We start from the raw sequence: 24,663 nt of genomic DNA, 5'->3' as shown, positions 1-24,663 counted from the left end.
CCGGCACGCCCCAATGGGTCAGGACGGTAACATCAGTCCTCGACCGCCACGCGCTCCAGCCCGTGCTTGCGCATCTTGAGATACAGCGTCTTGCGCGAGACGCCGAGCGCGTCCGCACTCTGGCCGACCCTGCCTCCGTGCCGCGCCAGCGCGGCGAGGATGGCCTGCCGCTCGGCGGCGTCGACGGCGGCATCGAGCGGAGCGACCGGCGCATTCGCCGCCGCCACGCCCGGCAGGTTCTCGAGGCCGAGCACGAAGCGCTCCGCCTCGTTGCGCAGCTCGCGCACATTGCCCGGCCAGGAACGCTCCATCAGCGCCGCCAACGCGGCCGTCGACGGCGTCTCGGGCTCGACGCCGTGCCGTTCGGCCAGCCTTGCCACGAAATGGCGGAACAGCATCGGCACGTCCTCGCGCCGGTCGCGCAGCGGCGGCAAGCGGACGGTGACGGTGTTGAGGCGATAGACGAGGTCCTCGCGGAACCGCCCCTCGGACGCCCAGGCCACGAGATCGACCTTGGTCGCCGCCACCACCCGGATATCGACCGGAATCTCGGCATTCGAGCCGAGGCGCTCGATCGAGCGCTCCTGCAACGCGCGCAGCAGCCGCGTCTGCGCGCCGAGCGGCATGGATTCGATCTCGTCGAGGAACAGCGTGCCGCGATTGGCATGCTCGATCTTGCCGATGCGCCGCTCGCGCGCGCCGGTGAACGCGCCGGCCTCATGGCCGAACAGCTCGCTCTCGATCATGCTCTCCGGCAGGGCGGCACAATTGACCGCCACGAAGCGCGCCGTCCGCCGCCGGCCGAAATCGTGCAACGCGCGGGCAGCGAGCTCCTTGCCGGTGCCGGTCTCGCCGAACAGCAGCACGTCGGTCGGCGCGTCGGCGAGCACGGAAAGCGTCCGGCGCACCCGCTGCATGGCCTCCGAGCGGCCGATCAGGCGGCCACTCCACGCATCGTCCGGCACGGCGGGCTGGCGCAGCGCGCGGTTCTCCAGCACGAGGCGGCGATGCTGCAGGGCCCGGCGCACGGTCTCCACCAAGAGCACCGGGTCGGCCGGCTTCTCGATGAAATCCCAGGCGCCACCGCGCATGGCCTCGAGCGCCATCGGCACGTCACCATGGCCGGTGACGAGCACGACCGGGATCTCGCGGTCGATCTGCGCGACCGCCTTGAGGAGGGCGAGTCCATCCATGCCGGGCATGCGCACGTCGCTCACCACCACGCCGGCGAAGGCCGGGGTGATCTGTTTCAGCGCATCGGCCGCGCTCGCGAAGCTCACGGTGTCGAGGCCGTCGAGCTGAAGCGTCTGGGCATAGGCGGTGCGCACCTCGTCGTCGTCGTCGACCAGCAGCACGTCATGGGCGGAAGGAGCGTTCATGCGGCCTCGCGCAGCTCGATGGCGAAGGTGCTACCCTGCGGCGAGCTCTCGATCAGGATAAGCCGCCCGCCAAAGTCGCGCACGATGTTGAAGGACAGCGACAGGCCGAGGCCGAGCCCCGCCCCCGGCGGCTTGCTGGTCACGAAGGGATCGAACATGCGTGCGCGCATCTCCTCGCCGACCCCCATACCGGTGTCGCGCACGTCGATCCGCACATGCGGTCCCTCGCGCCGCGCGATGACGGATATGCGGCGCTCCCCGGCGCCGTCCAGCGCGTCGAGGGCGTTGGACACCAGGTTGACCAGCACCTGTTCCAGCCGCACCTCCTCGGCGAGAACCTTCAGCTCCGGCGGGATGTCGCGCTCGACGACGATGCGCTCGTCGGCGATGCGGCGCGCGAACAGGGACAGCGCTCCTTCCACCGCCGCGCCGAGATCGACCGATCCGATAGCCGGTTCCGGCCGCCGGGCGAAGCGCTTGAGGTGGCTGATGCTCTGCGCCATGCGGGCGGTCAGGGCTTCGATCCGCGCCAGGCTCTCTGCCGCCTCCCCCGCACGGGAACGCGAGAGCAGCACCGCGCCGTTATGGGCGTGCGAGCGGATGGCGGCGAGCGGCTGGTTCAGCTCGTGGCCTATGCCGGCGGCCATCTGCCCCAGCGCGGCGAGCTTGGCGGCCTGCACCAGCTCGTCGCGCGTCTGTCGGAACACGGCGAGCGCATGCGAGAGCCGGTCGAGCTCGTCGCCTCCGGAACGCGCCACCGGAAGGGGCAGATCCACCGGACCGCCCTCGGCGATGGCGCCGGCGGCCACGGTGAGCCGCTCCAGACGCGCAATCAGGCTGCGGCGGACATAGAACCAGCCGACCAGCACGGCGACCACCAGCGACAGCAGCGCGATGGCGAGCAGCAGCCCGCGGCCGACCTCGATCGCCTCCGCCGCCCGCGCGGCGGCCTCTCGCGCCTCGCCCTCGATGCGCCGGGCCACCTCGCCGATGGCACGGCCGACTTCGCCGACGATCTCGCGGTTCTCCGCCAACAGGCGCTGGCCGTCGTCGGCCGCGGCGATCTCGGCGGTGCGCAGGCCCGGCAGGCCGCTCTCGATATTGGAGAGCGTGACGAGGCGCTCGACGATCTGGCGGACGGTGATGCTGTCGGGCCAGACCTCCAGCCGCTTGCCCTCGACGGCGAGTTCGTCCGCCGCCTCGCCGAGGAAATGGCTGGTCTGCTTCAGGTCCTCGACCGCGCGCACGGTGGCGACGCGCCCCAATATGCCGATGGTGAGATGCGCCTGGGCGTTGAGCACGAGGATGGCCTCGGTCTTTGCGTTCTCGTCGCGCAGCACCTTCTGCGCATCGGCGGCGGCGTCCGGCTGGCCGACCCGTTCGAGCGCGGCGTGGATGTTGAAGCGGGCGTCGTCGACCAGCGGCTCGACCTCGTCGACGAGGTCGGCCTGCAGCCAGCGCAGTTCCTCGACGATGGTGCGGGTGCTGGCTTCGATGTCGAAGCGCCGGGTCGCCGCGCGCTCCACCGCATCGAGATTGGCGGCGAGGGCCTCGGCCTGCCGGCGCAGGGCGCCAAAGCCGGTCGCCGCTCCGGCGGCGGGCGCCGTGTCGAGCAGGCCGCGCAGATCGTCCAGTCGCTCGCGGGCCCCTGCCATGGCCACCGCATGCGCCTCGCGCCGCTCCGCGGTGGCGAGCTCGGTGGCGGCTGCGGTCAGCCGCCCGCCCGCCTCGGACAGGCGCGCGGCGAAGACCAGCGCGGGCACATGGCCGCGCGCGGTCGATTCCAGCTCGGCGCTGAGCCGGGCATAGGAGAGCCAGCCGACCAGGCAGGCGCCGACCGCCAGCGCGCCGACGCCGATGAAGGCGACGAGCAGCCGCCCGCCGATGCCGAAGCGTAGCGGTCGCGACCACTCCGGCGCCCGTTCCGCCGGCTGGATGTCCCGGGCGGTCATGGCGCTGCGCTCCCGGGGGCGCTCTTCGGCAACCGCTCCAGCGTCACCAGCCGCGCGCGTGCGCTCGCCGCCGCCGCCCTGGCCGCGGCGAGGTTGTCGCCGGCCCAGTCGTGCAGGCGTGCCATCAGCTTCGCCTGCGCCTCGGGCGGCTGGAGGCCGCGCGGCACGCGCGCCAGCCGGGTCTCAGCCACGATCCGGGCCGCCTCCGCTTCCGTGAACGGAACCGCGCCGAGCAGGGCGCGGGCCTGCGTCGCCGCCTTGGCTGCGGCCTCGTCGGGCGACTGCGCCAGGCTGGCCTCGACCTCGTTCACCGTCCGCCAGACGGCGGCCGTCTCGGCCAGGCGGAAGGTGACGAGTTCGTCGAACATGAGGTTGATCAGCTCGTAGCGCGCGGCGGAACGACCGGCGTCGAAGCGCCAACCGGCACCATCCTCCGATGCTTGAAAGGGGTTCGGCCCTTCGCCGTGGCCCTCGGCGTAGAATTCGGGCCGGATCGGCTGCCGGCCGACCTTCGGATCCAGCAGCAGCCGCTGGCCCGGCACCGACAGCAGGAAATCGACGAAGGCATCGGCCGCCGCCCGGTTCTGCGCCTGTCGCAGCAGCGCGATGCTGGCCGGCGCGAAGATCTCCGGATTCGGCACGACGAAGCGGACCGGATCGGCATCGAGCCCCGCCGGCTGCGCCAGGAAATCGATGGTGATGCCGATGCCGAAGCGCCCACGCGCGACCCCGGCGGAGACGCCGAAGCTGCGCGCGGTGACGGTGGCGAGATTGCCGCCGATCTGCCGCCATGTCCGCCAGCCCTGCTCCCAGCCCTCCGACTGCAGCAGCGCCTCGACGACGAGATGCGTCGTCCCCGAGCGGGAGGGCGAGGAGATGCCGACATGGCCGGTATAGATCGGCGCGGTGAGGTCCTGCCAGCCGCGCGGCACCGGCAGACTGTGGCGTGCGAGATAGGCCTCGTTCCAGGCGAGCCCGTAGGCGGAAAGCGCGAAGCCGAGATAGGTGCCGTCCGGGTCGTTGACCGGATAGCCGGCGACCGTTGCGGGCGCGCCGGTGTCGCGCGGCGCGAGCGGCGACAGCCGGCCCTCCAGCTTCAGGAGCTCGAAGGCATCCGGCGCAGACGCCCAGAACAGGTCGGCGTCGAGCCTGTCTCCGCCCGCGAGCTCGGCGACGGCGGCGGTCGTCTTGCGCTGGATGAACGCGACCTCGATATCGGGCCGCGCCTTCGCGAAGGCGCGGCGGTAGACGTCGATCATCGAGGGAGGGAACGAGGTGACGACCCGCAATGCCCGCGCCTCGCAGGTCGAGCTCCACCACACGGAGCAGAGCGCGGCAACAAGCACGCCATTCCTGAGGATGTTTCCAGCCACGGCTCCGCTCCGGCAGTCTGCAGGCCACCTTATCGCCCGCGGGATCGGCTTCGCCAGTGCGGGAAAACAATGCCTTGCGAACGACCGGTTTGGGGGCATGCAACCCTCCGGGGCGCATGCGATACGGGCCAGCGAACGCTGCCCCGATGCTGCAGCGCATCAACCTCTGGGATGATAGGCCCCTTCGGCAGTCGGGTGCTTAATCTTCGCATCCGCGGCCATTCGCTCGGCTCTTACCGCGGACGAGCCGCCTGCAAAAACGGGAACGGTCATGAAAATCAGCGCCAAGTGGTTCTTCGCAGCAATGATCGGCGTGGCGGCGAGCGCCGCTGGCGCACAGGCCGGAGAGTTGAGGGTGGGCATCGAATGCACCTCTTTCCCCTTCAACTACCGCGATGCCAGCGGCGCCTATGCCGGCTACGACGTCGATGTCGCCAATGAGATCGGCCGGCGCCTTGGCGACAAGATCGAGTTCGTCTGCCAGAAGTGGGACGGCATGATCCCGGCCCTGCTCGCCAACAAGTTCGATCTCGTCGTGGCCTCGATGGGCATCACCGAGGAGCGCCAGAAGAAGATCGATTTCTCCCGACCCTACCGGATCTCCGTCGGCCGCTTCGTCGCGCCGACGAGTGCCAAGCTCGCCCTGTTCAAGCCGGACGGGTCGCTCGACCCGGAAGCCTTCAAGTCGATCAAGGTCGGCCTGCAGCGCTCGACCACGTACGACGACTGGCTCAAGGCCAAGATGCCCGATGCCAATGTCATGCGTTATGACACGGTCGAAGCGCTGTTCCTGGACATCAAGGCCGGCCGCGTTGACGTCATCATGACCAACCCGATGAAGGCGCATGACGCCTTCCTCAGCAAGCCGGATGGCGCCGGTTTCGGCTTCGTGGGACCCGAGATCGCGGACGACAAGCTCTTCGGGGCCGGGGCGGGAGTCGGATTGCGCAAGGGTAACGAGGCGCTGCTTGCCGAGATCGACAAGGCCATCGGCGGCATGACCGAGGACGGCTCGCTCGACCGGTTCAGCAAGAAATACTTCCCCTTCCCGATCTATCCCCGCGACTGGAAGCCCACCACAACCAACTGATCCGAGGCGCCACCGCCGGTTCCGGCCGACGGTGGCTCGATCTCGACCCGGCGCCGCAAGGGATATGCAATGTTCGAGGAACTGTGGCGGTGGAGCGGCGCCTTCATGCAGGGCTCGCTCGTCATCCTGCTGGTCTTCATTGTCTCGCTGGTTCTGACGGTGGTCTGGGGTCTCATCGGCGCCAGCGCCAAGCTGTCCGGCAACCGGGCGGTGCGCGCCGCCGCCAACGCCTATACGGTGATCTTCCGCGGCACGCCGGAATTCCTCGTCCTGCTGCTTTTGTATTTCGGCTCGGCGGTCACGCTGACGGCCCTGGCAAAACTCGTCTGGCCGCAGACCCGTTTCGTCGATCTCTCGCCATTCTGGGCCGGCTCGCTCGCTATCAGCCTGATCGTGGGCGCCGCGGCGACAGAGACCTTCCGGGGCGCCTTCCTCGGCGTCGATCAGGGGCAGATCGAGGCCGGCAGGGCGCTCGGCCTGAGGCGCTCGCATGTGTTCTTTCTCGTTCGCCTGCCCCAGATGTGGCGCCTGGCGCTGCCGAGCTTCGGCAACCACATGAACTCCCTGGTGAAGGATACGGCGCTGATTTCCGTCATCGGCCTGCAGGAGATCATGTTCACGGCCGACATGGCGGCTTCCACGAACTCGATGCCCTTCGCCATGTATTTCACCGTTGCGCTGATCTATCTCGCCTTCACGACGATCATCACCGCCACCATGCGCCGGCTCGAGCGCAGGGCGAACCGCTTCACGGCGGCGGCGAGATGAGCTTCGATCTGCCGCTGATGCTGCTGAGCTTCCCCCGCCTGCTGGAGGGGCTGAGCACCACCTTGCGCCTGCTCGCGTTCTCGCTCGTCTTCGGGCTCGCGATCGCGCTCGCGACGAGCTGCGCCCGCAACACGCGCTGGCTGTCCTGGCCGGCGGAAGCCTATGTCTACTTCTTCCGGGGAACGCCGCTGCTGGTGCAGTTGTTCATGATCTATTTCGGCCTGCCGCAGGCCGAGTTCATCCGGACGGGACCGCTATGGCCGCTCCTGCGTGAGCCGTTCTGGTGCATGTGCCTGGCGCTGTCGCTCAACAATGGCGCCTATGTCGCGGAGATCATCCGCGGCGGCATGCTGGGCGTGGGCACGGGCCTGAAGGAGGCATCCTGGGCGCTGGGCCTGAGCCGTTTCCACCAACTGCGTTTCGTCACCGTTCCCATCGTCCTGCGCCTGTGCCTGCCGGCCTATGGCAACGAGGTCGTCAGCCTGCTGAAGGCAACAGCGCTCGCCAGCACCGTGACCTTGCTGGACGTCACCGGCATCGCCCGGTCCATCGTCGCGGAAACCTTCGCCCCCTACGAGATCTTCATCTCGGCGGCGGTGATCTACCTCGTGCTGACGTTCTTCGTGCAGACGCTGGTCACGCATCTCGAGGCGCGGCTCGACCGCCACGCGCAGCGCTGACCGTTCCACCCGCCGCGGAAGCCACCATGATCCAGCCGTCCATGCCTGCCGATTTTCTGCCCTTCGCCCACCGCCTGGCGGAATGCAGCGGCGTGATCCTCAAGCGGTTCGGCCATGGCGTGCGGGGTTTCGAGAGCAAGAGCGATTCAAGCCCGGTCACGGCGATCGACCGGGAGGTCGAAGCAGCACTGCGCGCCGCCATTGCCGCCGAGTACCCCGACCACGGAATTCTGGGCGAGGAGTTCGAGCCCTCCAATCTGGACAATGAATGGGTCTGGGTGCTCGACCCGATCGATGGAACCAAGCAGTTCATCGCGGGCATCCCGCTCTACGGCACGCTGATTGCGCTCGCCCGCAACGGCTTTCCCGTGCTCGGCATCATCGATCACCCCGCTACCGGCGAGCGCTGGAGCGCGGCCGAAGGCACGCCGGCGCTCTGCAATGGCAGGGCCGTGACCACGCGGGCGCGCCGCTCGCTGCCGGGAAGCCTGATGTTCACCACCAGCCCCGAACCCTTTGACGACGATGAGCGCCGGGCGGTTTCCGCGCTGCGCTCCGAAGCGGCCTGGTGCGTCTATGGTGCGGGTTGCTACGGCTATGCGCGCCTCGCGAGCGGCCAGCTCGATATCGGCGTCGAGGCCGGCCATGATCCGTTCGACTATTGCGCGCTCGCACCGATCATCCGGGCGGCGGGAGGCGTCATCAGCGACTGGGAGGGTCGGCCGCTCGGCCTGACATCCGGCCAGCGCTTCGTTGCCAGCGCGACGCCGGAACTGCATGAAGAGGTCCTGGCGACGCTGGCCCGGGAGTTGGTATCCCGGCCGGAATCGGTGTTGCGCTGAATCGCGGAAACCCGTCCTCGTCCCCGGCAGCCGGGAGGGGGGACGGGTTTCCGGATCAGGTCATGGCACCCTCAGGCCGCCACGTCCGGTTGAGACGCGGTCTCGCGGATGGCGGCCGAGATCGCGGCCAGTCCGCCGCGCAGTTCCTCTTCGAGCGGCCACAGGAAGCCGATGCGGAAATGGCTGCGTGGCATGCCGAACCAATGACCCGGTCCGACATAGGTGCCGTATTTGTCGAGCAGCGTCGCGTAGAAGCGGTCGAAATCGAAATCGTCGTCGACCTTCATGCGCGGAAAGGCCACGACGCCGCCCTTGGGTTCGACCCACTCGATCAGGGGATCGTTCGCCACCCAGTCGCGCGTGATCGCCAATCGTTCGTGCATCAGCGGCGAGAGCGCCGCCAGGAAGCTGTCGCGCCGCTCGAGCATCGTGCCCGCGATCCATTCGTCGATGACGCTGCCGCAAATCCCGATCTGCTCCTTGGCGGCCAGGAAGGTTTGGTAGAGAGCGGCGTCGCGGGTGACGATCCAGCCGACCCGGATGCCCGGAATGCCATAAGCCTTGGACAACGAGGAGACGCTGATCACGCTGGGACTGAGGCTGGCGGCGACCGGGAGCTGCTCGCCATAGGACAGGTCGCGATAGGTCTCGTCGACGAGCAGGCGGCAACCGCGGACCTGGACCAGCGCGATCAGTTGCCGCAGGGCGGGCTCGGAGATCACCGTGCCCGTCGGGTTGTGCGGGCAGGTGATGCTGACATAGCGCGTGTTCGGGCGGATCGCCCGCGCGATTGCATCGAGATCAAGCGCGAAACCATCATCGAACGACTGGTCGATATAGGTGATCTCGCAGCCGATCGCCTTCGGCGTCTCGATATTCGTCGCATAGTTCGGCCTGACGACGACGAGATGGTCATCGGGCGACAGCAGCGAGGTCGCTATGATGAAAAGCGCGCCGGCCGCCCCGGCCGTCACCAGAACATGATCCGGCGCCAGGCCCGTTCCCTGCGCGGCGATCAGCCGGCGCAGGCGCGCCTCGCCGCGATGCTCGCCATAGAACAGCGTCAAGTCGGGCAGCGCGGATGCGAAGCTGTGAAGCGTCTGGTCGCGGATCGAGCTTTCCGAGAGATTGAAGCGAATCCGCTCATATCCGTACTCTTCCGGCGCTTCGGCCTCGATCACCATGCGAGCGTATTTCATCGGCATTGTCCGCTGTCGTTGGCTGCTCTTCCTGCATGATTTATTGTGACAGCGCCTCGTCCTCGCCTATCCTCCCAGAGAGGGATGGCGCGGATGGGCGTCGGTGGCGCGGGGTGAAGAGCGGCGGATGCGGCATGCACATGAGCGGGCGGCATGCCTCGTCAGGGCGATCGACCGGGACGATTTCGCCGAAACCCTCATAGGGCACCTCGCCGAACGCGTGGCTTTCGACGCGGCGACGATCTTCGTGCACCGGCGAGACCAGGGCCCCATCCATGTCTTCGACAATTTCACCGGCGAGAAGGCCAAGAACGGCGTTCGGGAGTATCTGGAAAAGACCTATGCCCTCAACCCGTTCTACCAGGCCCAGCGTGCCGGGCTTGCTTCCGGTGTCTATCGCATCCGCGACCTCGCTCCCGACGTCTTCTTTCAAAGCGAGTTCTACAATGATTACCGGATCAAGGTGACGAGCCGCGAGGAGATCGGCTACGTGACGCAAGATTGGCCGGAGGGCCTCGCTGAAGTCGACATCGCCCTCCGGCTAGAAGCTGACGAAACCGTCGAGCTCGCGCTCTACCGCTATCTGCGAAATGGCGACTTCCAGAAAGCCGATCTCGATCTGATCCAGGACGAGCTCGTCTTCCTTCTCGCCTGCTTCAGTGCGTATTGGCGCCGCAACCGCGCCAGTCATGACCAGTCGGAGCCGCGCCAGGCCGATCCGTTCGGAAAGGGCAGGATCAGCTCACGCGAACGGCAGGTGCTGGAGCTCGTCCTGCGAGGGCATTCCTCGGAATCGATAGCGTCCCAGCTCGGCATCTCGCTGGCGACGGTGAAAACCCATCGCAAGAACGCCTACGAAAAGCTCAACATCTCGACCCAGGCCGAGCTGCTGAATCTGTACCTGAAGCACATCGGCACCGAGCTCGCGCAAACGAGCTGAACGTCAATCAACGACACGCGCAGCAGAGCATCGCCTGCTGGAGTTGAGCCGGCTCTCGGCCGGACCATGACGTAATCCACCTAGCCCAGCTTGGTGTCCACGGCGCCGGCGGCGGGCCACGGCCCGGAGCGTCCACCGACGGGCGACGACGACAGATACTGGATCGCGACCCGCACCAGCTCGGGCAGGCTGGAGGCGCCGAGTTTGGATTTGAGCTGAGAGCAGGTGTTGGCGACGGTCTTGTAGCTGACGCCGAGCTCGCCGGCGATCGCCGTGTAGTCCTTGCCGTCGGCGAGCAGCGCCAGCGTCTGCAGCTCGCGCGGCGTGATGTCGGCGAGCGGGGTTGTACGGCTGCGGCTGCCGAGCAGCGCCACCTGCATGGCGAGGTCGTGGCTCATATAAGGCTGGCCGCGCCGCACCTTCTCGAACGCCTCCAGCAGCGCCCCGGAGGAGGTGTCTTTCAGCACATAGCCGGTGGCGCCGGCTTCCAGCGCGCGGCTGGCGATCACCGGATCGCCATGCATGCTGAAGACGAGGATCGGCGTGCGCGCGTTCTGCGCCCTCAGGCGCCGCACCAGCATGAGGCCGCTGAGCCCGCTGCCGTTCAGCGCGAGGTCGACGATCACCACGTCCGGCTTCTCGCGGCGGAACAGGCGATAACCGCCGAGCACCGTGCTCGCCTCGAGCACGCGCTCGACGCCGGCATCCTCGAGGAGGCGCCGGCAGCCCTGCTGCACGATGGGATGGTCGTCGATCACAAGCACGCTCGTCATAGGGCGTTGAGCCTCGTCGCGTCAGCCGGGATGGGAAGATCGAGAGCGGCCCCCGACGGAGCGCCGCCCAGCGGCAGGGTGATCTCGATGCGGGTGCCCCGCGGCGAGGCCGGCACGATCCGCCACGATCCGCCGAGCGCGCCAAGCCGCTCCTCGATGCCGAGCAGGCCGAAGCCCGGCGCGGCCTGCTCGGCCATGCCGCTTCCGTCGTCCTCCACCGCGAGGTCGAGGCGCCCGGATCCGTCGAGGGCGCGCAGCGTCACGCGGATGGTCCGCGCATTGCCGTGGCGCAGCGCGTTGGTGACCGCCTCCTGGATGCAGCGATAGATGGTGATGTCGATGCTGTCGCCGTAGCGCTCCGCCAGCCCGTGCGCCTCGAAGCGGACGGTGCGGCCAGGCGAATGGTTCTCGAAATCGGCGACGAGGTCGGCAAGCACGGCGGCGAGCGGCACGTGCCCGAGAGCCATCGGGCGGATGCGGCGCAGCAGCCGCCGGTTCAGCCCCTGCACGCGGTCGAGGATGCCGGCGATGGTGCCGGTCCGCTCGGCGATGCGCCGCGCGAGGTCCGGCTCGGCGCGGCCGGTCAGCCGCTCGACGGATTCGAGATTGGCGCGGATGCCGAACAGGCACGGTCCGAGCTCGTCGTGCAGGTCGGCGGCGATCTGCCGCCGCTCGTCGTCCTGCACCCGGATCAGCCGCTCGTTGAGGCGGGCATTGTCGTCCTGCGCCGCCTTCAGCGCCGTGCCCAGCGCGTTGAAGCGGTCGGCGATCAGGGCAAGCTCGCGCACCTGAGGCGTCGGCAGGCGATGCCCGAAGCGGCCTGCCTCCAGCTCGTGCAGGCCGGCCGAGAGCGTCTTCAGCGGCCGCAGCAGGCGGCCGAGCACGACATGGAGCGCGAGAAGGATCGCGATGTTCACCGCGAAGGCGAGCAGCGCGAGGTCGGACATGTCCTCCCACACCTCGGCGATCTCGTCGGAGGCCTCGCCGGTCACCCGCACGCGACCGATGATCCGGCCGTTCTCGGCGACCGGGATGTCGCGCTCCATCCGGTCGACGGTGACCAGATCGGCGAACCACGCGGGCACGTCGCCCTCGCTGTCGTCGTCGCCGGCCGCACCGGCGCCGGGGGCAAGGTCGACGACGTTGCCGGCGGCGTCCTCGATCCGGATGCGCACGTGCCGCAGGCCGCTGATGTGGACGGGAAGCTGGGTCAGCGAGGCCGCCCCGCCCTCGGCGCTGGCGAGGCGCTCCACCGTCTCTTCCACGAAGCGCGCCGCGATCGCCAGCGAGGAGCCGATCTCCACCGTCGTCGCGCGCCGCGCATTGGCGACGATGACGGCGGCCGCCACCAGCGCCGCGCACAGATTGACGGCGATCACCGCCGCCATCACCTGCCAGCGCAGCGAACGCCCCTGCCAGAGATTGAACCCGCCGTTCGGCGCGTCCGCGCTCATGGCGTCGGCCCCTGCCGCGTCGGGCCCGGCGCCGATGCGTGCAGCTCCGCGAGTGCCGCCTCGCGCGATGCACCCTGCGAGCGCAGGTTGAAGTAATGGTGGCACAGATCGCTGAAGCCGCGCCGCGACCCCGGTGCGGCGAGCGGCAGGAGGTCGTCGAGGAGCTGCCGGGCATCCTCGCGCGTGCCGATGCCGGCCAGCATGGTCTCGAGCTGCACCGCGCGGTTGGCGATCATCCGGTCGGTCTCGTCGAAGCGGGAATCAGCGTCCGCCAGCAAGGCGCGCCAGCCGGCGACCTCGGGCGCGGAGGCGGCGATGTCCGTCCCCGCCGCCCGGCTGGCGAGCCACTGCGCGGGATCGGTACGGTCGGTGGGGGCGAGCCACGTCTTGCGGGAAAGCCCGTCCGGCGCCGGCTCGGCGACGCGCTCGCGCCGCTCCGGCTCGCTCTCGCCGGGGCATGCGGCGAGCGGCAGGGCGAGGGCGGTGCCGAGCAGTGCCCGGGCGAGGCGAAGGGGCGTTTCACTCATTTATACTTATGATCGTCTTATGAGATCGTGGACGTGCGGCATTCCGTAGCGAATCGGATGCCGCGCTCGTTCGGGCCCATGCTGCTGAACATCTTCGATGATCCGCCATCAAGCCTCTGGCAGGAAACCAGTTTCCTGAGGCTCCCACAAGTCTCCCGGATGAAACCGATGAAATCTCCGCTCGATCGGGAAAAAGTTCCCGACCAGAATTTCCAACATGCCTAAAGACACCAGTTTTCGTTCACGCGAACAATATTCAGCAAGTCCAGAATACTTCTTAGAAAATCATAAGAATTCATATTCACTCGCAAATATCGGCTGGCAGCGAATGCCGGCGCGACATGCGGGCGAAGCCAAGAAATCCGCACCGGACACCGGCTCCCCGCCGGGACGGATGTGGAGCGTTCGGGATCAGGAAACGCGAGGGAAGTTGAAATGAGTCGATTCCACTCTTCGGTGTCCGCGCTCGCCGTCACCGCCGTCCTGGCGGGTGCGGCCTGTCTCGGCGCCGGTGCGCCGGCGCTCGCCAACGACAAGCTGGTCGAGCTGTCGAAGAGCACCGACAACTGGCCGATGACCGGCCGGAACTACAGCGCCAACAACTACAGCGAGGCGAACCAGATCAACAAGCAGAACGTCAAGCAGCTCAAGGCCGCCTGGTCGTTCTCCACCGGCGTGCTCAGCGGCCATGAGGGCACGCCGCTCGTCGTCGACGGCGTCATGTACATCCACTCGCCGTTCCCCAACACCACCTTCGCGGTCTCGCTCGACGAGCCCGGCAAGATCCTCTGGCAGCACAAGCCGAAGCAGAACCCGACCGCCCGCGCGGTCGCCTGCTGCGACGTCGTCAACCGCGGCCTCGCCTACTGGCCGGGCAACGGCACGGTCGGCCCGCTCATCATCAAGACGCAGCTCGACGGCCATGTGGTCGCCCTCAACGCCAAGACCGGCGAGGAATACTGGAAGCTCGAGAACTCCGACATCAAGGTCGGCTCGACGCTCACCATCGCGCCCTATGTGGTGAAGGACACCGTGCTGATCGGCTCGTCCGGCGCCGAGCTCGGCGTGCGTGGCTACGTCACCGCCTACGACATCGCCACCGGCGCCCAGAAGTGGCGCGCCTACGCCACCGGCCCTGACGAGGAGGTCCGCCTCGCCAACGACTTCAACAGCGCCAACCCGCATTACGGCCAGAAGGGCCTCGGCAAGGCGACCTGGGAGGGCGAGGCCTGGAAGATCGGCGGCGGCACCAACTGGGGCTGGTACGCCTTCGATCCGGGCACCAACCTCTTCTATTACGGCTCCGGCAACCCGGCGCCGTGGAACGAGACCATGCGCCCCGGCGATAACAAGTGGACCATGACCATCTGGGGCCGCGACATCGACACCGGCGAGGCCAAGTTCGGCTACCAGAAGACCCCGCACGACGAATGGGACTATGCCGGCGTCAACGTCATGATGCTCTCCGAGCAGCAGGACAAGACCGGCAAGATGCGCAAGCTGCTCACCCATCCGGACCGCAACGGCATCGTCTACACGCTCGACCGCGAGAATGGCGACCTGATCTCGGCCGACAAGATCGACGACACCGTGAACTGGGTGAAGCAGGTCGACCTCAAGACCGGCCTGCCGCAGCGCGACCCGGAATATGCCACCCGCATGGACCACAAGGGCCGCGACATCTGCCCCTCGGCGATGGGCTACCACAACCAGGGCCACGACTCCTACGACCCGGAGCGCAAGTCCTTCTTCATGGGCATCAACCACATCTGCATGGACTGGGAGCCGTTCATGCTGCCCTACCGCGCCGGCCAGTTCTTCGTCGGCGCGACGCTGTGGATGTATCCCGGCCCGAAGGGCGACCGTCAGAAATACGAGGGTCTCGGCCAGGTGAAGGCCTATGACGCCATCAACAACAAGTACAAGTGGGAGGTGATGGAGCGCTTCGCGGCCTGGGGCGGCACGCTGGCCACCGCCGGCGGCGTGATGTTCTACGGAACGCTGGACGGCTTCATCAAGGCGCGCGACAGCGACACCGGCGAGCTGCTCTGGAAGTTCAAGCTGCCCTCCGGCGTGATCGGTCACCCGATGACCTTCACCCATAACGGCACGCAGTACGTCGCCATCTATTACGGCGTCGGCGGCTGGCCGGGCGTCGGCCTGGTGTTCGACCTCAACGATCCGACCGCCGGCCTCGGCTCGGTGGGCGCCTTCAAGAACCTCCAGCACTACACCCAGATGGGCGGCGGCGTGATGGTGTTCTCGCTCGACGGCAAGGGCCCCTATGACGACCCGAACCTCGGCGAATACGCCACGACGGTGAAGACCGGCGGCTGATCGCCCCTTCACTCGGCCGCCCGTCGACGAAGCCCTCCCCGGAGATGGGCGGCCGTCTCACCCCGATCACCACAGCTCCGACGCGGGTGGCGCCTGACGCGCACCCGCAACCGCCAGGAGGATGCCCTCATGTCGAAGCGACAGGCCGTCAGCCATATCGTGCTGCTCGCCGCCGGCCTCGCCGCCGCCGCCCTCGCCGGAGCCGCTCGCGGCGAGGCGGCAGGCGTGCCGGAGAAGAGCGCGAACGCCGAGCTGCGCATCTGCGCCTCGAATGCCGAGGCGCCGTTCTCGGAGAAGGATTCCAGCGGCTTCGAGGACCGCGTCGCCATGGCGCTCGCCGAGGCGATGGGCCGCAAGCCGGTCTTCGTGCGGACCGAGCAGCCGGGCATCTATCTGGTGCGCGACCAGCTCGACAAGAACACTTGCGACGTCGTCATGGGCGTCGACGCCGGCGACGAGCGCATGCTCACCTCCCGGCCCTATTACCGCACCGGCTACGTGCTGGTGAGCCGGGCCGAGCGCAACATCACCGCCGAGAACTGGGACGACCAGCAGGTCCGGGACCAGACCCGCTTCGCGGTGCGTTTCTACTCGCCGGCCGAGACCATGCTGAAGCGCATCGGCCGCTTCGAGGACAACGCCGCCTACATGTACTCGCTGGTCAACTTCAAGTCGCGGCGCAACCAGTGGGTCCAGGTCCCCGGCGACCGGATCGTCAGCGAGGTGGCGGGCGGTGAGGCCGACATCGGCATCGCCTTCGCCCCCGAGGTGGCGCGCTACGTGAAGTCCTCCTCGACCCCGCTGCGCATGACGGTGATCCGGAACGACCTCGACCGCCCCGACGCACCGCCCATCCCGATGCATTACGACCAGGCGGTCGGCGTGCGCAAAGGCGACGACGCGCTCCTGGCGGACATCAATGTCGGGCTGGAGAAGGCCCGGCCGAAGATCGAGAAGATCCTGTCCGAGGAAGGCATCCCGCTCCTCAAGCCGAACAGCTAGGCGCCCGCGCGGCGCCTGCCCCGGCGGCGCGACGCCGCCGGCCCCCTCCCGATCCCCGCGATGCGAAGGCGAGATGCGAAAGACAATCCTGGTAAAGACGGCGGCGACCGTCCTGGCGGTCGGCGCGCTGGCATGGGGCGCCCATGCCGCGATCATGCTCACCAACACGGTGACCGGCCAGCCGCTCGACCTGTCGGAGGCGCCCGAGGAGGGACGCGACACCAAGGCGGTGAAGCACTTCCTGCAGACCGGCGAGAACATCTATGTCGAGAACCCGATCTGCCTGCCCAAGGCGCACGAGCTGTTCCTCTCCATGTGCTCCGGCTGCCATGGACATTACGGGGAAGGCAAGATCGGCCCGGGCCTGAACGACGCCTACTGGACCTACCCGAAGAACGAGACCGACCAGGGTCTGTTCGAGACCATCTTCGGCGGCGCCCAGGGCCAGATGGGACCGATGTACGGCGCGCTCAACATGAACGAGATGCTGCTCGTCATGTCCTGGGTGCGGCACCTCTACAAGGAAGATCCGAAGGGCGCGACCTGGCTGAGCCCCGCGCAGCGCCAGGCCTTCAAGCCCTTCGACGCCAACGCCAAGCACATCGAGCCGTCGGAAGCGACGCCTCCCGAGTGCGGCGGACCCGCCGGCTGAAGCCCCGGGGCAATGAGAAGACGGACGGAAACGATCAGGAGCACGACCATGAAGTTCATCGATCGCAGCGCACTTCTCGCCATGACCGGCGCCGCCGCGCTGGCCCTCATCCTGGCGGGCGGCGCGCACGCCTATGACGGCACCAACTGCAAGGCGCCCGGCAATTGCTGGGAGCCCAAGCCCGGCTACCCCGACAAGGTGGCCGGCTCGAAATACGACCCGAAGCACGATCCGAAGGAGCTCAACAAGCAGTCGGAATCGATCAAGGGCATGGAGGCGCGCAACGCCCAGCGGGTCGAGTATTTCAAGAAGACCGGCCAGTTCGTCTACGACGTGAGCAAGATCCCGAGCTCGAACTGACCCACCCCTTTTTCGGGACCCACCTCCGGGACGGGCGCACCTCCTGCTCTCGTCACGCGATCCTCCGGGCATTCCGCCCGATCGGTGGGAGACTGGCGCGGCCGACGCGAACGGGACCTGCCGTTCGCGGAGGCCGCGCCCTTTTCCGGCGCGGCTGGAGCCTTTCCGATCCGGTGGAAACCGTTGCGGGGCATGCTCCAGGCGCCGTCCGTCGTGAAAGGCATGTCGATGCGCGTCGTTCGTGAGCTCGATTCGACCCTCTCGGACGCGCGGGCCCGCGCCCTGCGTTTCGAGCATGAGATCGGCAGGGTCGTGCTGGGGCAGCAGCGGCTGATCCGCCTCCTGACCATCGCCACCTTCGCCCGCGGCCACGTCCTTCTCGAAGGCGACGTCGGCGTCGGCAAGACCACGCTGCTGCGCGCCATGGCGCGGGCCATCGGCGGTGCCTTCGAGCGCATCGAGGGCACCATCGACCTGATGCCGTCCGATCTCGTCTATCACGCCCATCTCGGCGAGGACGGCCGGCCGCGCATCGATCCCGGCCCGCTGCTGCGCCAGGGCGAAGACCTCTCCGTCTTCTTCTTCAACGAGATCAACCGCGCCCGCCCGCAGGTGCATTCGCTGCTGCTGCGGCTGATGGCGGAGCGCTCGGTCTCCGCCTTCAACCGCGAATACCGCTTCCCGCATGTGCAGGTCTTCGCCGACCGCAATCGTGTGGAGCGCGAGGAGACCTTCGAGCTGCCGGCCGCCGCGCGCGACCGCTTCCTGATGGAGCTGCAGGTCGGCATCCCGGCCGATGCCGGCGTGCGGCGCAGCCTCGTCTTCGATCCCCGCTTCCATGACGTCGACATGCTGCTCGGCGAGGTCGAGATCGGCGTGCTCGATCCGCAATGGCTGGAGGCGGTGGCTCGCGCCATTCAGGCCGGCGTGCGCGGCAGCGAGACGCTGGAGGCCTACACGCTCGCCCTGTGGGAGGCGACACGCGCACCGCAGCGCCACGGCATCACGGTCGAGGGCGTCGACATGGAGCGCCTCGTGCAGGGCGGCGCCAGCCCGCGCGGCATGTCCTATCTGGTGCGCGCGGCGCGCGTGCGGGCCTTCCTCGAAGGGCGCGACATGCTGGTACCGGAGGATATCCGGGCGGTGTTCCCGGAGGTGATGGCGCATCGCATCTTCATCGATCCCGTCTACGAATTGCGGCGCGAGGCCATCGTCGGCGGGCTGATCGCCCGGCTGTTCGAGACGGTGCCGGCGCCATGACCGGGCAGGACGGCGATCCCGGCCCGGCTCTCCAGCCGATACCCTACCGGCTCCGCTGGCGGCCGGAGGGGATCTTCCCGGGGGCCCATCCCGGCCGCGGGGAAGGCACGGAGGGCGAGTTCCGCCGCCATGTTGGGCTGCTCCGCCATCCCGATCCGCGCCGCATCGACCTGCGCGCCTCGCTGCGCGACCCGTTCGGCGAGCTGCATGTGCGCCAGTTCGCGCCGCGGCGCGCGGTGCCGGTGGTGGCGCTCGTCGACCTCTCCGGCTCGATGGGCTTCGGCGGGGCGGTGACGGGACGGGTGGCCGATCTCTGCGCCGTCGTCGCGCTTTCGGCTATGCGCAGCGGCGACAGCTTCGCGCTGTTCGGCGCCGACGCCCGGCTGCGCGAAGAGGCGACCATCCCGCTCGGTCGGCGACGGGGGATCGAGGCGGAAGTCGCGCGCGTGCTGCGCGCGGTGCGTCCGCGAGGGCGCGGCGCGGCCGGCCTGTTGGAGGCTGCCGAGCGGCTTCCGGCGCGGCGCGCGCTGGTCTTCCTCGTCTCCGACTTCCTGATGCCGGCCGAGGAGACCGAGCGCCTGCTCGCCGCGCTGTGGCGGCATGACGTCATCCCGGTGGTGGTACGCGACAGCGCCATGGAGCACGACCTGCCGAACTGGGGCTTCATCGAGGTGGGTGACCTCGAAACCGGGGTCTCCCGCCTCGTCTTCATGCATCCCGGCCTGCAGCGGCGCTGGCGCATCGCCGCGCGGGAGCGCCGCGCCGCGCTCGACGCGCTGTTCGCGCGGCGCGGCCTGCGGGCATTCGAGCTGGAGGACGCGCTCGACACCGATGCGCTCGCGCGCCGGCTGATGGAGGGCTGAGCGGGATGCGGACGCGCCTTGCCGCCGCGCTTCTTCTGGCGACGCTCGCCACGCCGCCAGCACAGGCGCAGGTTCGCTCGGTCGAGCTCTATGCGCCGCGCCCCTTCGGCTATGTGATCGGCGACGCCATCGCGCTCACGGTCGAGATCGCGCTCGATCCCCCCTTCGTGCTCGACGCCGCCTCGCTGCCGCGCCCGCGCGCGCTGGACTATTGGCTCGACCTGCGTGAGGCGCGGCTGACCGATCATGGCGTGAGCGCCGGCACGCACCGCTACACGCTCGACCTCGTCTACCAGACCCTCTACGCGCCGCTGGAACCGAAGCGGCTCGCCATTCCGGGGCTTGCCCTTGCGGCGACGGATGGCGGGCGGCGGGTCGCGATCGACGTGCCCGCCTGGTCGTTTCTGTCCTCGCCGCTGCGCGAGATCGTCTCGACCGGCGCCGGCGCGCCGATGGCGCTGCGCCCGGACATCGAACCCCGCCCCATCGCGACAGCGGGGGCATTGCGCGGCCTCGTCGCCTCTACGCTGGCGGCGCTTGCCGCCCTCGCCCTCCTAGCCTGGCGGATGGGGTGGGGGCCGTTCGGCCGGCGACAGCGCCGGCCCTTCGCCGGTGCGTCCCGCACCGTCCGCGCCGCGCTGCACGCATCGTCCTCTTCCGCCTATCGGGCGGCACTGCTGGCACTGCATCGGGCCTTCGACGCGACGGCGGGGAAGCGGGTGCTCGCCGAGGACCTGCCCGCCTTCTTCGAGGCGCATCCCGCCTTCCGCGCGACGGAGACCGAGGTGTGCCGGCTGTTCGACGCCTCGCGGCGTGCCTTCTTCGGCGAGGACGCCGCCGGCGCACAGGGCGAGCTGCCGGCGCCCGATCTCGTCGCGCTCGCCCGCCGCCTGCGGGCCATCGAGCGGGGGACGGCATGAGCGAGCTACCTGCGTTCTGGGCGCGGCTCTTCGGCGGCTGGGGCGTCGACCATCCGTTCGTCCTTATGCTGCTGGCATTGGCGCTTCTTCCCCTGTTCGCGACGGCCTTCCGCCGGCGGCCGGTCCCCGCGCTGGTGCTGGTGCCGGACGATGTCACCTCGCGGGCCGTGGGCTGGCTGCTGCGCGCCGCCGGCATGCTCGCCCTGGCCGCGCTCGTGCTGGGCCTCGCCGGCCTGCACCGGCGCGAGCAGAGCATCCAGCGGGTCGGCACCGGCGCCCACCTTGTGCTGCTGCTGGACCGCTCCTCCAGCATGGACAACAGCTTCGCCGGACGCGCCCCGGCCGGCGACCAGGAATCGAAATCGACTGCCGCCAGGCGCCTGCTCGGCGACTTCGTCGCGCGCCGCCCGCATGACCGCATCGGCGTCTCCGCCTTCTCCACCTCGCCCATGCCGGTGCTGCCGCTGACCGACCATCATGACGTCGTTCAGGCCGCGATCGCCGCCATCGACCGGCCCGGCCTCGCCTTCACCGATGTCGGACGCGGACTGGCGCTGGCGCTCGCCGGCTTCGCGGGCGATACGACAGACGCTTCGAGGGCCGTCCTTCTGGTCTCCGACGGCGCCGCGCTGATCGACCGGCGGGTGCAGGAGGCGCTGCGCGACGCGGCGGCGCGTACGCCGGTGCACCTCTACTGGCTGTTCCTGCGCTCGCGCGGATCGCCCGGCATCTTTGACGTTCCGCCGCCCGGAGAGGACACGCCACAGGCCAATCCGGAGCGGCATCTCCACCTTTTCCTGCAAAGCCTCGGCGTGCCCTACCGCGCTTTCGAGGCCACCAGCCCGGAAGCAGTGGCGCAGGCGATCGCCGACATCGACCGGCAGGAGACGCGGCCGATCCGCTACATCGAGCGGGTGCCGCGCCGCGATCTCGCCCGCATGGCCTTCGCGATCGCGGCCGTCGCGGTGGGCCTGCTGCTCCTCGCCAAGCTGGCGGAGCGCGATCTGGCATCGCACGCCGCCGCGGTCCGCGCGCAGGGGGGCAGGGCGCCCGTGCGGGAGGCCGCATGATGAGGCGCCGGCTCGCCGTTCCACTCATCCTGCTCGTGCTCGGTGCCAGCCTTGCCGCGGCGCTTTATTTCGCCGTCCGGCTCGGCCTCGACCGGCGCGACAATGCGCTGATCGCCTCCATCACCGCCGGGCACGATCTCGCGACCGACCCTGCCGACCCGGCCGCGCTGCTCTTCGCGCGCCTGCATTTCCTCGCCACCCGGGACCGGCTCGACGAGGCGCAGCCGCTGGTGCAGCAGATCGCGGCGGCTGGCGACCGGTCCGTCGCCGTCGCGGCGTTCTACGACCTCGCCAATGCGCGCCTGCGCGCGGCGATCGCGCATCTCGAGGCGAACCGCATCGATCCCGCCATTCCGCTGGTGCGGCTCGCCAAGGAGGGCTACCGCCGCGCGCTGACGCTCGACCCCGGTTTCTGGGACGCGAAGTACAATCTGGATATCGCCATGCGGCTGGTCCGTGATTTTCCGCAGCTCGACACCGAGGGCGAGGAGATCCCGCCGGAAGCCGCCAAGCGCCTGTGGACCGATCTGCCGGGCGTGCCCAAGGGGCTGCCATGAGGCGGCGCGCGCTTGCTTCCCACCCGCGGCTGCGCGACGCGCGCTTCTGGCTGCTCGCGGTTGCGCTGCTCGCGCTCGCCGCCGCGCTGGCGGCGCCTCGCATGGAACTCACGCGTTCCGCGCGGGACCTCGTCCTGGTGATCGACGTCACCGGCAGCATGAATGTGCGCGACTACCGGATCGACGGCACCCCCGCCTCCCGGCTCGCCGAAGCCAAGCGAGCGGCCCGCGCACTGCTGGCGGCGCTACCGTGCGAATCGCGGCTCGGGCTCGGCATCTTCACCGAGCGGCGCAGCTTCCTGCTCTTCGAGCCGGCGGAGGTGTGCGAGAACTTCGCCGCCATCGACGGCTCCATCGAGGGGCTCGACTGGCGCATGGCCTGGGAGGGCGACAGCTATGTCGCGCGCGGCGTGCATGCCGCCCTCGCCATGGCGGCCGACCTCAAGGCCGATCTCGTATTCCTCACCGACGGGCACGAGGCCCCGCCCTTGCCGGGCTCCGGCCTGCCGGCGTTCGACGGCGAGCCGGGCAAGGTCTCCGGCCTACTCGTCGGCGTCGGCGGCAGCGAGCCCGCGCCGATCCCGAAATTCGACGAGGATGGCCGTGAGATCGGTTTCTACGGCGAGCAGGACGTGCCGCAGGAGAACCGTTCCGGCCCGCCGCCGGCGGATGCGCCCTCCCGCGCCGGCTGGAACCCGCGCAACGCGCCATGGGGCGGGGATCCGGCGAGCGGGACCGAGCATCTGAGCGCCATGCGCGAGGAGCATCTGCGCGCGCTCGCCGCACAGACCGGGCTCGGCTTCACCCGCCTTGGCGACCCGTCGGCGCTGGCCACCGCGGTGGAAGCGGGCACGCGTGTCCGGCCGGTGAGCGTGCGCGTCGACACGGCGCCGGTGCCGGCCGCGCTCGCCCTGCTGTGCCTCGCCACTCTCTTCGCCGCCGGCGCCCTCGCCTCGCGCCGCGCCATCCCTGCCCATTGAAGGAAACGACATGATGCTCCAGCGCCTTGCCTTCGCCGCCGCTCTCCTGCTTCTCGGCCTCTCGCCCGTGACGGCGCATGGACCGACGCCGCAGAAGGCCGACGATCGCGTGACGATCGCCGCGCCTCCGGAGACGGTGTGGAAGCTGATCGCAGCCTTCGGCTCGATCGCCGACTGGCACCCGCTGGTGAAGCAGTCCAAGGCCACCGGCGAGGCGGCCGGCGCCGAGCGCACCATCACGCTCGCCAAGGGCGAGCTCGTCGAGGGGCTGGACGAGGTGGATGCCGGCGCCCGGCGCCTCTCCTACCGGCTGTCGAAGGAGAATGTGGAGGCGCTGCCGGTGAGCTTCTACACCGTCACCATCGAGGTGACGCCCGCCGCCGGGGGCAGCGAGGTGAGCTGGGGCGCCCGCTTCTACCGCGCCGACACGACGAATGAGCCGCCAGAGAACCTGAATGACGAGGCCGCCGTCGCGGCGATGACGGACTTCATCAGGCAAGGGCTGGAAGGGCTGAAAAAGGCGGCGGCGAAGTGATCGCTTCGAAGTCGACGCTGTGCGCGGCGCTCGCCGGCGCGATGCTCGCCAACGCGTCGTTCTCCGCGACCTCGGCAGGCGAGATCGTCGCCGTCGTTTCCCAGCAGGGTGCGCGCCTCACCCTGGTGGACGCGGCGACAGGTTCCGTCGCGGCCGAGATCGGGTTGCCGCGCGTGCCGGCCGGGATAGCCGGCTCCGTGGATGGACGGACGCTGTTCGTGACACACCCGGATCTGGGGCTCGTCTCGCGCGTGGACATCGCGGAGCGGCGCGTCACGGACTCCTTCAAGGCGGGCGCCGAGCCTTTCGGCATTGCCGTTATCGGCGAGGGACGCAGCCTGCTCGTCAGCGACTGGAGCGCCGATGCGCTCATCCGGCTCGACGCCGGGACCGGCCGGGAAACGGCCCGTGCCGCGGTCGGCCGTTCGCCGGCCGGGCTCGTCGTCGACGAGCGCGGAGGGCGCGCCTATGTCGCCGACCGCGAGAGCGACCAGGTCAGCGTGGTCGATCTCGCGACGATGCGCCGGATCGCCGCCATCCCGACCGGCCGCGCCCCCTTCGCCCTTGCGCTGTCTCCGGACGGCCGCGAGCTCTACGTCGCGAATGTGCGCAGCAACGACCTGTCCGTCATCGACACCGCCGCGCTGAGCGAAGTCTCGCGCATTCGGGTCGGCCTCATGCCCTATGGGGTCGCGGTCACGTCCGACGGGAGCCGCATTGCCGTCACCAACCAGCAGAGCGGGAAGGTCGCGATGCTCGACCGCGCCGGGCGGCGCGTCCTCGCGGAGATGAAGGCCGGCGACTACCCCGAAGGCGTCGTGTTCACCGCCGATGGCCGCCTCGTCGTCGCCGTCTGGGCGGAAGACCGTCTTTGCATCGCCGGCCGCGCTTTGGCTTCCGTGTGCGACTACCGTGTGGCCGTCGCACCGGGACCGCGGATGATGGTCGTCCTTGATGGTGACCGGCCGTGAGCTCGCTGAAGACGGTGACGTGGCAGCGGGCGACCCGCGCGGCCGCGCGCGACCTTGCCCTGGTCACCTCCGCATCTCCCGAAAGGAAGGGATGGAGGGGCATGCGCACGGCGGATGTTCGCCTTGCCCGCTTCTTCCCAGGCGAGAATTTCGACCTCGAAGCGGCGACTGACTGACCT

25 protein-coding genes are annotated in these 24,663 nt (G+C 69.2%); 18 read left to right on the top strand and 7 right to left on the bottom strand.

Annotated features, from left to right (window positions below; translation table 11 throughout):
* Positions 1–32: 32 nt before the first annotated feature.
* The 3 genes from U742_RS0121595 to U742_RS0121585 are packed head-to-tail and all read right to left on the bottom strand — an operon-like array spanning position 33 to position 4,704.
* Entirely contained in the window at positions 33–1,379 is a 1,347-nt protein-coding gene (locus tag U742_RS0121595; protein ID WP_029356881.1) for a sigma-54-dependent transcriptional regulator, read from the bottom strand.
* On the bottom strand, positions 1,376–3,331 hold the full coding sequence (locus U742_RS0121590; protein ID WP_029356879.1) for an ATP-binding protein: 1,956 nt from the start codon (positions 3,329–3,331) through the stop codon (positions 1,376–1,378). Before U742_RS0121590 ends, U742_RS0121595 begins: the two co-directional genes overlap by 4 nt.
* Positions 3,328–4,704 (bottom strand): ABC transporter substrate-binding protein, encoded by a 1,377-nt coding sequence (locus U742_RS0121585; RefSeq protein WP_029356877.1) that lies wholly within the window; start codon positions 4,702–4,704, stop codon positions 3,328–3,330. The genes U742_RS0121590 and U742_RS0121585 overlap by 4 nt, the downstream gene beginning before the upstream one ends.
* 271 nt (positions 4,705–4,975) lie before the next feature.
* Between U742_RS0121585 and U742_RS0121580 the strand changes: the two genes are divergently transcribed.
* From U742_RS0121580 to U742_RS0121565, 4 genes are all read left to right on the top strand, one after another.
* Positions 4,976–5,794 carry a transporter substrate-binding domain-containing protein gene (locus tag U742_RS0121580; protein WP_051661412.1) on the top strand — a complete coding sequence of 273 codons (819 nt, stop codon included), beginning with the start codon at positions 4,976–4,978 and terminating at the stop codon, positions 5,792–5,794.
* Positions 5,795–5,863: 69 nt separating this feature from the next.
* Positions 5,864–6,562 (top strand): ABC transporter permease, encoded by a 699-nt coding sequence (locus tag U742_RS0121575; protein ID WP_051661411.1) that lies wholly within the window; start codon positions 5,864–5,866, stop codon positions 6,560–6,562.
* Positions 6,559–7,242 carry an ABC transporter permease gene (locus U742_RS0121570; protein WP_029356871.1) on the top strand — a complete coding sequence of 228 codons (684 nt, stop codon included), beginning with the start codon at positions 6,559–6,561 and terminating at the stop codon, positions 7,240–7,242. Before U742_RS0121575 ends, U742_RS0121570 begins: the two co-directional genes overlap by 4 nt.
* Before the next feature lie 26 nt (positions 7,243–7,268).
* Positions 7,269–8,084, top strand: coding sequence for an inositol monophosphatase family protein (locus tag U742_RS0121565; protein ID WP_248310459.1), 816 nt, complete (start codon positions 7,269–7,271; stop codon positions 8,082–8,084).
* 71 nt (positions 8,085–8,155) lie between these two features.
* On the opposite strand, the gene U742_RS0121560 is transcribed toward U742_RS0121565, so the two are convergent.
* On the bottom strand, positions 8,156–9,283 hold the full coding sequence (locus tag U742_RS0121560) for an aminotransferase class I/II-fold pyridoxal phosphate-dependent enzyme (RefSeq protein WP_029356867.1): 1,128 nt from the start codon (positions 9,281–9,283) through the stop codon (positions 8,156–8,158).
* Between the two features lie 103 nt (positions 9,284–9,386).
* Between U742_RS0121560 and U742_RS0121555 the strand changes: the two genes are divergently transcribed.
* Entirely contained in the window at positions 9,387–10,223 is an 837-nt protein-coding gene (locus U742_RS0121555) for a helix-turn-helix transcriptional regulator (protein ID WP_156034305.1), read from the top strand.
* An 80-nt stretch (positions 10,224–10,303) separates the two neighbouring features.
* On the opposite strand, the gene U742_RS0121550 is transcribed toward U742_RS0121555, so the two are convergent.
* From U742_RS0121550 to U742_RS0121540, 3 genes are read right to left on the bottom strand one after another with little or no spacing between them, the layout of a single operon-like run.
* Positions 10,304–10,996, bottom strand: a complete 693-nt coding sequence (locus tag U742_RS0121550) for a response regulator transcription factor (protein ID WP_051661410.1) — start codon at positions 10,994–10,996, stop codon at positions 10,304–10,306.
* The gene (locus U742_RS0121545) at positions 10,993–12,450 is read right to left on the bottom strand and encodes an ATP-binding protein (RefSeq protein ID WP_051661409.1); all 1,458 of its coding nucleotides are present in this window, start codon (positions 12,448–12,450) and stop codon (positions 10,993–10,995) included. The genes U742_RS0121550 and U742_RS0121545 overlap by 4 nt, the downstream gene beginning before the upstream one ends.
* The gene (locus tag U742_RS0121540; protein ID WP_051661408.1) at positions 12,447–12,977 is read right to left on the bottom strand and encodes a hypothetical protein; all 531 of its coding nucleotides are present in this window, start codon (positions 12,975–12,977) and stop codon (positions 12,447–12,449) included. Before U742_RS0121540 ends, U742_RS0121545 begins: the two co-directional genes overlap by 4 nt.
* A gap of 435 nt (positions 12,978–13,412) precedes the next feature.
* Here U742_RS0121540 and U742_RS0121535 point away from each other — a divergent pair, with 435 nt between their 5' ends.
* The 13 genes from U742_RS0121535 (at position 13,413) to U742_RS0121475 (ending at position 24,660) form a co-directional block, all read left to right on the top strand.
* A complete protein-coding gene (locus U742_RS0121535) occupies positions 13,413–15,314 on the top strand; it encodes a methanol/ethanol family PQQ-dependent dehydrogenase (protein WP_029356860.1) in 1,902 nt (633 codons plus the stop codon).
* A 129-nt stretch (positions 15,315–15,443) separates the two neighbouring features.
* Complete coding sequence (moxJ, locus tag U742_RS0121530; protein WP_029356859.1) at positions 15,444–16,316, top strand: methanol oxidation system protein MoxJ; 873 nt, start codon at positions 15,444–15,446, stop codon at positions 16,314–16,316.
* 73 nt (positions 16,317–16,389) lie between these two features.
* On the top strand, positions 16,390–16,968 hold the full coding sequence (gene moxG, locus U742_RS0121525) for a cytochrome c(L), periplasmic (protein WP_029356858.1): 579 nt from the start codon (positions 16,390–16,392) through the stop codon (positions 16,966–16,968).
* A 48-nt stretch (positions 16,969–17,016) separates the two neighbouring features.
* Positions 17,017–17,328 (top strand): methanol dehydrogenase [cytochrome c] subunit, encoded by a 312-nt coding sequence (locus tag U742_RS0121520; protein ID WP_029356857.1) that lies wholly within the window; start codon positions 17,017–17,019, stop codon positions 17,326–17,328.
* Between the two features lie 228 nt (positions 17,329–17,556).
* Positions 17,557–18,588, top strand: a complete 1,032-nt coding sequence (locus tag U742_RS0121515) for an AAA family ATPase (protein WP_029356855.1) — start codon at positions 17,557–17,559, stop codon at positions 18,586–18,588.
* Positions 18,585–19,451 carry a DUF58 domain-containing protein gene (locus U742_RS0121510; protein WP_029356853.1) on the top strand — a complete coding sequence of 289 codons (867 nt, stop codon included), beginning with the start codon at positions 18,585–18,587 and terminating at the stop codon, positions 19,449–19,451. Before U742_RS0121515 ends, U742_RS0121510 begins: the two co-directional genes overlap by 4 nt.
* A gap of 5 nt (positions 19,452–19,456) precedes the next feature.
* Positions 19,457–20,371: a hypothetical protein gene (locus U742_RS0121505; protein WP_029356851.1), complete on the top strand. Its 915-nt coding sequence runs from the start codon at positions 19,457–19,459 to the stop codon at positions 20,369–20,371.
* Positions 20,368–21,441: a vWA domain-containing protein gene (locus tag U742_RS0121500; RefSeq protein ID WP_029356849.1), complete on the top strand. Its 1,074-nt coding sequence runs from the start codon at positions 20,368–20,370 to the stop codon at positions 21,439–21,441. Before U742_RS0121505 ends, U742_RS0121500 begins: the two co-directional genes overlap by 4 nt.
* On the top strand, positions 21,441–21,998 hold the full coding sequence (locus U742_RS0121495; protein WP_248310458.1) for a hypothetical protein: 558 nt from the start codon (positions 21,441–21,443) through the stop codon (positions 21,996–21,998). The genes U742_RS0121500 and U742_RS0121495 overlap by 1 nt, the downstream gene beginning before the upstream one ends.
* Positions 21,995–22,978 carry a VWA domain-containing protein gene (locus U742_RS0121490; protein ID WP_029356845.1) on the top strand — a complete coding sequence of 328 codons (984 nt, stop codon included), beginning with the start codon at positions 21,995–21,997 and terminating at the stop codon, positions 22,976–22,978. The genes U742_RS0121495 and U742_RS0121490 overlap by 4 nt, the downstream gene beginning before the upstream one ends.
* Positions 22,979–22,991: 13 nt before the next feature.
* Positions 22,992–23,513, top strand: coding sequence for an SRPBCC family protein (locus U742_RS0121485; RefSeq protein WP_029356843.1), 522 nt, complete (start codon positions 22,992–22,994; stop codon positions 23,511–23,513).
* A complete protein-coding gene (locus U742_RS0121480; RefSeq protein ID WP_248310457.1) occupies positions 23,510–24,484 on the top strand; it encodes a YVTN family beta-propeller repeat protein in 975 nt (324 codons plus the stop codon). The genes U742_RS0121485 and U742_RS0121480 overlap by 4 nt, the downstream gene beginning before the upstream one ends.
* Positions 24,481–24,660, top strand: a complete 180-nt coding sequence (locus U742_RS0121475) for a hypothetical protein (protein ID WP_029356838.1) — start codon at positions 24,481–24,483, stop codon at positions 24,658–24,660. The genes U742_RS0121480 and U742_RS0121475 overlap by 4 nt, the downstream gene beginning before the upstream one ends.
* Positions 24,661–24,663 lie beyond the last annotated feature (3 nt).

It is taken from the genome of Allobosea sp. 117 (genome assembly GCF_000702305.1).
GTDB lineage: Bacteria > Pseudomonadota > Alphaproteobacteria > Rhizobiales > Xanthobacteraceae > Ancylobacter.
This window is presented reverse-complemented; position numbering and strand designations above follow the sequence as displayed.